The following is a 9697-nucleotide window of genomic DNA, read 5'->3' on the forward strand; positions in this document are numbered from 1 at the left end:
AAGACATACAATTAGAGGATGGCGAGAGCACAAAGAAGATGATTTCTCTAACCATATCGGCAGTACTTAAGTGTCTGATACTTAAGAGGTCATACGACACGAAACGAGAAGAAGTATCAGCCCGCATACTCTTTACAAACGTCCAATTAGTAGTTCTACATGCACTCATGGGAATGATACACACCAAGAACCCGAGGTCAAAAGATGGAAGAAATCCTTTCAAAGAGGACAGCCTACCATGGGCAGCATGGATAATCGCCCGTCTACAAGGCTGGTGTGATATGGGTAAGGACACTAGGCCAGGCTACATCACCCTTAAGGAAGGTTTACGAGTATTTGAATACCAAGTAGCCTTCTATACAAGTCTTAAAAAAGATGTGTAGAAAGAGTAGCCCTTCGGGGGAGGGGATGGGGGAGGGGCCGCTCTTCTCTGCGTGCTCCCCCTGTTCGCAGAAAGGCTTCTGTTCCTCTGTGAAAATCTGTAAGAGATAAATTATCCAACGAGTCACTTATCTTAGTTTTCTCACAGAAATGCACAGAAGAACAGAACTTACAAATGTGCACAGAGACATTAAGTCAACCGATAACACAGACCCTTTCAGCTATTTGAAGATGCTAATATGGCACAATACGATGCCCGCATCCTCTCCATAGAGGTATCTCGGTAATCACGCCCCTTCCCTTCGGGGGAGGGGACGGGGGAGGGGCCGCTCTTCTCTGCGTGCTCCCCCTGTTCGCTGAAAGGCCTCTGTTCCTCTGTGAACTCTGTGAGAGGATAAATTATCCAACGAGCCAGTTGCGTTCTAAACTCTGTGAGATATAAAACTCCCAGCCACTCTCAAATGGCATGAAAATATTTAACAAAACTACAAAAACTACTCATTAATCCATAGCCGAGATACCCCATAAAACCCACTTCGCAACTGACATAAAATCAACTACTTACCTCCTCCATTCAAAAAGGGCCTCTCCTTGCACGAAGAAGGGACCCTTCTACACGCAAGAAGGGCATATCCTCGAATAAAGAAGGACGTCTTCTTTAATCATGAAGGGCAAGTATTCGACTGGAGAAGTTTATTAAAACGGAAAAAACTTTACTCCTCTTAATCTTTTATAAGCAATTCTCTAAACCGATTTTTCTGCTCGAATAATTCCTCTATGCTTTGGTAAAGGAATTGACTTTGCCAATCGAATTGAGGCTTGTTAGCCGATAAGTTTGCATCAGACTTAAACTTTAGGCGCACTCTATAATACTGAACTAATTTTCCTTCAGCTTCTTTGTAGGCTGCAAATAAATATACATATTGGCAACCAACATACTTGTGCATCGCTTCAAGTGTCTCTACAACCTTTAACCAAAACAGGGTTTCGCCCATCCTTATATGCTTTGGTAGACCCAATGAAGCCCAATACGCTCGTGCAGTGTCATTGATTCCAAACAGTTTCAGCTCTACGGCTGGATAGGAAGCGAGCACCTTTGTAACCTCTTTTGTTCTTTCTATTTTCTCGTCTTTCTCCCAAGATTCTTTCTTACCAGCATACCTAAAGATGTCGTCAGGTGTCATATTGTAGTCTTTGGTTGCCTTGACATCCCTTAATAATTGGTCCTTTTCTATATCAGACGAATAATCTCTATTCATCAGCCTACGAAGCGCTTCCCTTGCATTATAGCCTACTCTCATCCTCTCGGGCTGGGCCATCTCGAATAGTTCGCCACATCGTATAGAGAAGAAGATTAAAGGGATATTTGTTGGAGACATCACAACAAAAGAGGCAATATGACCTTTTAAGTCATCTTCTACATATTCTACGGAATTAAACCACGCTATGATATTTCTCTGTTCCACACCTTCAACGGTTGGACCAGTCATAGCGTCCAAGATACTCTTATCTATTTCGCGTACTCTTCTTACCTCAAAGGCATCTATTAAGGTTAATGCTTCTTCTATTACTTTAGATATTTAGTTTTCTTTGTTGAGCTGAGGTAATATCTCATCGAAATAGAACCGCCGCATCTTTATGCGTTCTGCGTCTTGTATGATATCATCGAGTGCCATCGGAACATCGCATCGGTCGTCGTCTCCATAGCCTTCACGGGCATGCTGCCAAGAACTTTCTCCATGAGCAAGAATACTTAATGACCATGAATCTTTAGGGGCATAATGCTGAAAAACATAATCGAACGACTCAAGGAAAGGGGCCAACTCCGTCTGTGATGGTAGCTCGTTGAGTGCCTTAGCCTTATATTTATCGCGTACCTTAACGATTACAGGCCCATATTTCCATGCCTCAAACTGTTCGTCGAACATGGGTTGACCAGTACGGATAATAGACTCTCGCTGAGAAAAATACATGAGTTTATGAAGTTTCATCTCGTCTATCTCAGTATTCCTCTCATCTTTATACCTTTTAAAGATATAAGAAGCTGCTTTTATAACATCAATCATTAGAATCTATTATTGGTTGTTCTCTTATCTCTCAGACCTCTCATGGGAGTAGAAGATTATAAGTGCTTTATGATGCAAAACTACTAAAAATATCCGATATATGCAACTCCTTGGAATAAAATCTTTCTCGCCTTATTTGCATTTCGGCTATTTTGCAAGATTGACAAACTAAGGATGCAGGGGCTGAGCTTATTCTATGGCATACAAAGGATTGGGAAGGACTATACCCTTTCTACAAGCCGTCGCTCTAACATTATTCTCTATCCTGTATTTAATGCTGCGTTTCTCCGATTTTATCCATATATGTAATGCCCAAAGCAGACAAAACAAATACAATATGAATACTGATTTGCATAATCGTGTGTTGTGTATCTATATTTTCTGCTACAAATGTTTCCAACAAATGAACGGCAGAAATACTGATAAGCGAAATCATCAATTTATGTTTTAATGCATTTGGATTTATCTTACCAAGATAACCAAACTGATTACTATCCTTGTCTTTCTCTATGATTTCCAGTCTGCTAACAAACGACCAATATCCTCCAATTACACATACGATGATTAAATTCAGAACCATTGAGACATCCACAATCCCTATAGCGAGCATAAGCATAGTTTCTTCTGTGAATGTCTCAATATTTATAAGGCTATGTATGACATCTTTACAAAAGACGTATGAATACATTCCCATTACTACGCACATACCGAGATAAACAGGAACTTGGAGCCAGCGACTTTGAAAGATACACCACTCTATGACTTTTTCTAATTTGTTGCTCATAAATATGATATTTAAAGTATTTGCATTAAGTAATCAACGATCTTTGAGTGACGTTGCTGAATTTTATCTTTATCCCAAATTGGGTCTTGTTCCGTCATTCCTAAAACTTCCCTTTGCTGCTGCAAATATGTATAACTTTCTCGCTTTTTCTGGAATCTTTCATTGCTTAATGACATGTTATGGCTACCAGACAGTAGCAAGTAGTTTCCCAAACATTCCAAATAACGATTATAGAAGTCCTCATCATAAGAGCAATATCCATTATTCGGTTCTTTGTTTTCTGTTTGTGGCGCGATATGTTCAAGATGAGGTTGCTCAATGTCGTCATATTTCAACGTCTTATATCCTGCTTTCCCACATTGAATAAGGTGATTTTCATATTTCCATAAGAGTATTTTGGCTGTGTTGTGGTTCATTCCCATATTTAGAGTACGTAATAATTCATCATTATTCCAATAGCCCCACCAGTCTTTTCTACTCTTCATCCACTGGATGTGATTGACTACTGTTTTAGCACTATTATCCATATTCTTATAACATTCATTTAAACGCCACAAAAGATTAGCTCGTGTACCTATAATCCGATGACGGAGGAATATTTGTTCTAATGCTCTTGCTAATTCTTCTAGTTCTTTTTGAGGCATTCCTTTTAATAATGCTTTGATAACAAAAGGGAACATAATACTTCGATCTGCTGCAACAAGCAAAGCATGATAAGTGATGTTTTTCTTTGTTTCGTCTAAAAAGTTGCTTATTTGGCTAAAACAAGACGATAGTAGTTGCGTAAATTCCCTAATGAATGATATACAACTATCGGCTTTGTCTAATTCTTTGTTTACAAAGTCTGTTGAGTTTATATCGTCAAGAGAATTCCGATAAACTTTTATGGTATAATTCAATACATTGTCTTCATCTATATTTCCCTCAATCTTGGAGATAGATTTATAGATATGTTCAAAGCGTTCTGTAATCTCAGATAATAGGTTTTGTTTATCCTCTACGGGCGCATGCAGATGTATGTCGTACATAAACTGTGCTTTGATAATCTCCAACTTTGTGGGCTTTTTACCACGGTTGTTTTGGAAAATAAACATTTGTACAGCTTCGCTCTCATCTTTTACTACATGGGTTGTACAAGATGCTTTTGTCATAGCCTCAAGAAGCTGTAATAATTCTTCTTCTGTCTTATCGGTTAGTTCGTTGCAAAAAAAATCAAAGGCATTTACTATTCTTTCCTTTGAAACAGTATCTATCTCATTTCGATTATGGATCGTCTGGTCTATCACATAATCTCGGAACATCTGATTGTCATAACTCACAGTTGAAAAGCGATATTGCCTTCTCTGTTTGATGGTGTTGCAATATAATATATACAAGTCATCATCAAAATCGTCCACCTTCTCTATGTTTCTAATTTGTTTTAATCGCTTATAGAGAGCCGACAGAAAGATAACGGTAGTTGTCAATCGCTGTTGTCCATCTATAATAGCATATTTATTCTCACCTTTCTCCTCAAAGAGAAAATGACCAAAATAGTATGGCGTAGAAGAGCGGCTATTTACATAATCTTGTAAATCTGACAGGAATGTATCGACTTGTTTGAGGCTTTTGTTAGAGCTATCTGTATCCCAGGAATAAGCTCGTTGATAGTTAGGCACACTAATTGACTTTCCTGCCAACAGTGTTGATATGTTTGTATATGATTCCATTATGATGTTTTATTTTAGCCTCCAATTCAAATTTTGAATTGGAGGACACAAAATGAATTTAGCGTGCTGCTCTTGAGCTGACTTTTTTACCGAATCGGTCGTAAGTATCAAGCCATGAGCCTTTTCTAACAACAAAAGTATCACCACTAACACTTACAAACATACCTATATTGGAGCTTAAGGACTTATACTTTTTCCCTTGCCCGTCATAAAGGTCATACCAACTACCTTTCAAAACAATAAAGAAATTTGAGCTATGCCCCATTATTTCTCCAATGTTTTCACTAACAGATTTTGTCTTCTTACCACGTTCGTCAAAGATGTCATACCAAGAACCGTGGCGCTCAATCATTGAAATTGCCATAATAGTTTTCTTTCTTTGGGTCGTACAATTCCTATGGACCGTTCAAGTTAATATGCAAGAAGCGTGGAACTGTATGCTCCACGTCTTAATGTACAGGCCCTGAGAAAACCTTTTGTGACAGATGTGGGAATAACAGCCCCACGCTATATGCGTGGAGACCATTACGACCTTTCTTGTCACATTGTTTGGAAGTTTCTCAGGCTTCGTACATACAAGAATAGGGCATAACGCCTCTTTTTACCAAAATGTATGGGCATATAATATGCCCAGTTGCAAAGATATAATTTTTTTGTAATATTCTAAAAGAAATAAAAAATTATTTTGTACTTGCTGGTTGGCTTTACACTAAATTTTCAAATATCAAAATACGAGTTCTACAAAAAAATATTATAATTTTGCACTTGCTGGTGGTTTTATTTTCGAGCACTACTCGAGGGTGCTTACGCTCAGATTCCAACTCTAGCTGGCAACTTTGTTAAGTTCAGTGAATTTGTAACTCGCTTCAGTGAATTGGTTGCTGAACGTAGTGAAAAGACAATTGATGTAGAGGAGTTCATCAAAGCTAACTATCCCGATGCTAAGTATGAACCTAACTACAAACCGCAAGACACCGACGATGTATTTCTTGCATTCCGCATTGCCCCCAACAAACTCAAGTACATTAGCGCGATGAAGAAGAAGATTGAGGGTGTATTCAAGACTACAGTATGTGATACTGACGGTTGGGTTCCGTTCGCCATTTTCGGCCAGAAAATCACTCGTTCAGAATATGAGGCCATGGGGTTCCTCAACATTCGTGAAGTGGTTCGTTGTCTGTTTGGTAAACGTATTGAGTTCCGTCAAGGGGACATCTCTAAACACGAGGTTCCCGTGCAAGTACGCGATCTTAAAATGGTAGGACGAGAGGATTTTATCTCTGCACCGACAACCACACGACTCACTACAGAAACGTTCAAACCAAAGCAAGGCAGCTATCTTGGTAACGAACTTGATAAGTATGCATACTTTCCACGACCTAAGGATATGCCAGGATTGAAGGGATGGGATGCTGCAGTCAACTCTCTGGCAGTAAACCTTGCCCTTGAGGAACGATGGTATTATGACGATGCAGACAAACAAAATCGACCTATCTTGAAGAATTATCTCTCGTTTACCTTTCAGCGTCTTCAATATGAAGACAAATTGGAGAAAGAGGTGGCTGCTAAGAATAACAGACAACCACGACTCAAAATTCTCGAAAATCAGCTGTATGCAGTTTGGAATACTGGACTTGTAGACAATATCTATGATCCCATCTATGCCTATTTCATGCGCAACGATGGTCGTACACCCACAATCAAACAGCCTTGGGTATTTATGGGCTTCAATACAGCCAACTCTTCTCAGCAGAAGATTATGTCTAGCTTTCCTTATCGCCCAGAGCGAGCATCGTACTTCAATGATCCTCGCGAACTTCTTTACGATACTCGAGCTACAGAACCGACTCTAGACTGGGAGCATTTTTTGAAAGATAACATATCACGACTGCCCATAGGTTTCATCAAGAAAGGATATGCAGACAGTTTCCCATTTGTAGATGATCCTTCAGCACTGCCTAAGCAGAAGCGCGAAGAGTACTATCGCAGCATGGCTGATGCCATATATGCTGACGATGATTGGAAACAGTTTGTTACTACTCGTTTTCGCAATGCTGTAACTGTGGCTCTGGCACGTGTAGCATGGAACTACAAGACTGCTATTCCAGTTTACTATCCTACCGCAAAAAAACTGCAATTACTCCTACCATTGGTACTCGAGGACAAGAAAAGAATTGATGTGGCATTGGTTTGTAATCATGTTTACAAGCCCGAAGAGGGAGTAAACAACTATGAAGGTCGTACTATCTTCACGTTGCAGATGGCATACAACAACGCTCGACTCATCACTCGCCCTGATAGCGACTGGCTCATGGCTGACATGGCAATAAACAAGTAACTATATAAATGCAAAAAGCATCGGAAATGCACACTGCCCCCAATGCTTTTTGCGTATTATTATATGAGGTATAAGTTTTTCGTCCTTAAAAGAATCTGTTTTTATCCGATTGCGTTTAACCCTGTTCAAGTATTTTCTTGTCTGTCAAGAAATCCAAGAGTCCGACAGTCAATACTCCGAGTTCGTCTTCCTTGCGGTGGATATCATCACCTACAATGACAATCTTACGGAAGTGGTCATTGATTGACAATAAAGGACGTCGCTCTTGCTGTTCCTTTTCTGGCGTAGGCATGTGAAAGGCTGACTGGATATACACTCTGTATGGAGGGCGGTTCACCACAAAGTCTACCTCCAACTGTTTTCTGACAAACTTACCGTTCTCATCCTTGCCACCAAGTTCAACCAATCCTACGTCCACATTATATCCTCGACTGCGAAGCTCATTATAGATAATGTTTTCCATAATGTGCGTTTCCTCTTGTTGGCGATAGTTGAGAATGGCAGCACGTATGCCGATGTCTGCGAAGTAGTATTTCGTCTCGGTACCAATATATTTTCTTCCTTTCACAGCATAGCGCAAAGCTTCTTCTATCAAGAAAGAGTTTTTCAGATAGTCAATGTATTGTTTTATAGTGTCTCTTTTTATGGTTACCCCTTGTGAAGATTGAAAAGTATTGGCTATTCTCGTTGGATTGGTTGACGAACCAATGCCCGAGGCTATTACACGCACCAATTCCTTCATTCCTTCAGGATTACGCAGATGGTTGCGCTCAATTACGTCACGCAGATAGGTAGTTTCATACAGACCACGCAAATAGTCTGTTTTCTTTTCTTCCGTTTCAAGCAAAGCCACCTGTGGCAGTCCTCCAAAAGTATAGTAATCCAACCAAGCTTTGCGTATATCTCCACCAATACCACTAAAGTATTCGTCAAAGGTGAGAGGCCATATGCGTATCTCGTCCCCTCTACCTCGGAACTCAGTCACAACATCACTTGATAGGAAGCGAGAGTTTGAGCCCGACACATACACATCTACATTTCTCATGTGTGTCAAGCTAAGAATAACCTCCACAAATTCTTCTACCAACTGTACCTCGTCCAAGACTATATAATAAGGTTTGCCATCATCCACAACCTTTGAATCTATATAGTCGAGCAAGGTATCAGGCTTCCTCAACCGCCTATTTCGGAAATCATCAAGTTGTATCTCAATGATGTGACTATCAGTTACCCCATGTTCCAACAGCCAGTTATGCCAGATGTCAAACAGCAGGAAAGACTTTCCACATCGTCTGACACCTGTTATAATCTTCACAAGTCCATTCCCACGTCCTGCGATAAGTTCATCCAAATATTTCTTACGTTCAAATATCATATTAGAGTACTATTTTTGATATTAGTATCATATTTTACACCGCAAAGATAATTTTTTTATTTCGAAATACAGCATAACCAATGGAAAAACTGCATTTAAGAAGTATAAAAATGTGATAAAACAGTATGATAGGCTACATTTCTATTGGTTCTTATAGAATTAAAAAGGGATGATTGGCAATCATATTCTTTATTTATCATATAGTTTACCCCTCCCTTATAAAACAATCTTATTGGAGGTAAGCTTACTATGTATGTGGATTAATCTCATTCTATTAACAATCTACACATTTAACGGAAGAACCAAATTAAACCTACATAAGGGCATTAGCAAAGAAAGGAGAAAAGTCATTATTCAAGACTTTTTAAGGCTCATTCCCCTTGTAGATAAAGGGATATAAGATGTTTTAGGTCTCTTTTCGTCACTTATACCAAAGATTGTAATAGATTAGTCTACTCACCCTTTACAGTATTAATTAGGCTAAAGAAATCTGTTACTCCGCCAAAAGGCGTTAACCCTGTTACTTTGTCTTATCGTACCCTGTCCTCGGTTAATACCGTCTTAACGATGCTATTCAGTCAAAACGAAGTTTCCTGTCATTTCTGTCAGCCTTGGTCTTTATTTAACTTGTTAGTACACAGAGAGGTTACACGAAATGTTAATTATGACAGCAAATAAGAATAAAACTTTTTCTTGTAGTAATGTGTAATAAATCCAGTCTTGCGTTGAAAGCCTTTGCTCTCCATGCTTTGAGAGAAGAGGAAATTTTTTATTTTAATTTTTCTTTGCCTTTTCTTTGTGGGATTTAATATTTATTTTTATCTTTGCACCCAGTTAAGTTAAAATTAACCAGTATTTCAAATGGAAATGATAAAGAATATTATTACGGCTATTGGATGTGACCTCCTCATGAGAGGTGCACAGACTTTCTGTGGCGTGATAGATTCTTTAACAAAAAAAGATAGAAAAAAGAGCAAGAATTATTTGGTAGTTCCAAATAATTGTGTACTCTCTCTCTCTCTCTCTCTCTCTCTCTCTCTCTAC

At 39.1% G+C, this 9697-nt stretch carries 7 protein-coding genes and 1 pseudogene; 2 read left to right on the top strand and 6 right to left on the bottom strand.

The window, feature by feature from the left end; all coding sequences use genetic code 11:
- Positions 1 to 383: pseudogene (locus HMPREF0666_RS07130) on the top strand (transposase); the annotation flags it as partial.
- Between the two features lie 720 nt (positions 384 to 1103).
- Here the strand turns inward: HMPREF0666_RS07130 and HMPREF0666_RS07135 are convergent.
- From HMPREF0666_RS07135 to HMPREF0666_RS07155, 5 genes are all read right to left on the bottom strand, one after another.
- Positions 1104 to 1871, bottom strand: coding sequence for a hypothetical protein (locus tag HMPREF0666_RS07135; protein ID WP_009011710.1), 768 nt, complete (start codon positions 1869 to 1871; stop codon positions 1104 to 1106).
- A 90-nt stretch (positions 1872 to 1961) separates the two neighbouring features.
- Positions 1962 to 2447, bottom strand: a complete 486-nt coding sequence (locus HMPREF0666_RS07140; RefSeq protein ID WP_009011711.1) for a Panacea domain-containing protein — start codon at positions 2445 to 2447, stop codon at positions 1962 to 1964.
- Positions 2448 to 2718: 271 nt separating this feature from the next.
- On the bottom strand, positions 2719 to 3231 hold the full coding sequence (locus HMPREF0666_RS07145; protein ID WP_009011712.1) for a TIGR00645 family protein: 513 nt from the start codon (positions 3229 to 3231) through the stop codon (positions 2719 to 2721).
- A gap of 11 nt (positions 3232 to 3242) precedes the next feature.
- Positions 3243 to 4940: a DUF262 domain-containing protein gene (locus HMPREF0666_RS07150; RefSeq protein WP_009011713.1), complete on the bottom strand. Its 1698-nt coding sequence runs from the start codon at positions 4938 to 4940 to the stop codon at positions 3243 to 3245.
- A 58-nt stretch (positions 4941 to 4998) separates the two neighbouring features.
- Positions 4999 to 5304, bottom strand: a complete 306-nt coding sequence (locus HMPREF0666_RS07155; RefSeq protein WP_009011714.1) for a hypothetical protein — start codon at positions 5302 to 5304, stop codon at positions 4999 to 5001.
- A 510-nt stretch (positions 5305 to 5814) separates the two neighbouring features.
- On the opposite strand from HMPREF0666_RS07155, the gene HMPREF0666_RS07160 reads away from it, so the two are divergent.
- Positions 5815 to 7278 carry a DUF3825 domain-containing protein gene (locus HMPREF0666_RS07160; RefSeq protein WP_009011715.1) on the top strand — a complete coding sequence of 488 codons (1464 nt, stop codon included), beginning with the start codon at positions 5815 to 5817 and terminating at the stop codon, positions 7276 to 7278.
- Positions 7279 to 7393: 115 nt separating this feature from the next.
- Here the strand turns inward: HMPREF0666_RS07160 and HMPREF0666_RS07165 are convergent, their stop codons facing one another.
- Positions 7394 to 8653, bottom strand: coding sequence for an ATP-binding protein (locus tag HMPREF0666_RS07165; RefSeq protein WP_009011716.1), 1260 nt, complete (start codon positions 8651 to 8653; stop codon positions 7394 to 7396).
- Positions 8654 to 9697 lie beyond the last annotated feature (1044 nt).

The sequence above is a fragment of the Prevotella sp. C561 genome, assembly GCF_000224595.1.
In the GTDB taxonomy this organism is placed as follows: Bacteria; Bacteroidota; Bacteroidia; order Bacteroidales; family Bacteroidaceae; genus Prevotella; species Prevotella jejuni.

What these genes read in the sequence shown, in the direction of transcription:
- HMPREF0666_RS07155 (WP_009011714.1), bottom strand. Translation starts at nt 5,304, where the DNA reads ATGGCAATTTCAATGATTGAGCGCCACGGTTCTTGGTATGACATCTTT.
- HMPREF0666_RS07165 (WP_009011716.1), bottom strand. Translation starts at nt 8,653, where the DNA reads ATGATATTTGAACGTAAGAAATATTTGGATGAACTTATCGCAGGACGT.
- HMPREF0666_RS07145 (WP_009011712.1), bottom strand. Translation starts at nt 3,231, where the DNA reads ATGAGCAACAAATTAGAAAAAGTCATAGAGTGGTGTATCTTTCAAAGT.
- HMPREF0666_RS07150 (WP_009011713.1), bottom strand. Translation starts at nt 4,940, where the DNA reads ATGGAATCATATACAAACATATCAACACTGTTGGCAGGAAAGTCAATT.
- HMPREF0666_RS07140 (WP_009011711.1), bottom strand. Translation starts at nt 2,447, where the DNA reads ATGATTGATGTTATAAAAGCAGCTTCTTATATCTTTAAAAGGTATAAA.
- HMPREF0666_RS07135 (WP_009011710.1), bottom strand. Translation starts at nt 1,871, where the DNA reads ATGACTGGTCCAACCGTTGAAGGTGTGGAACAGAGAAATATCATAGCG.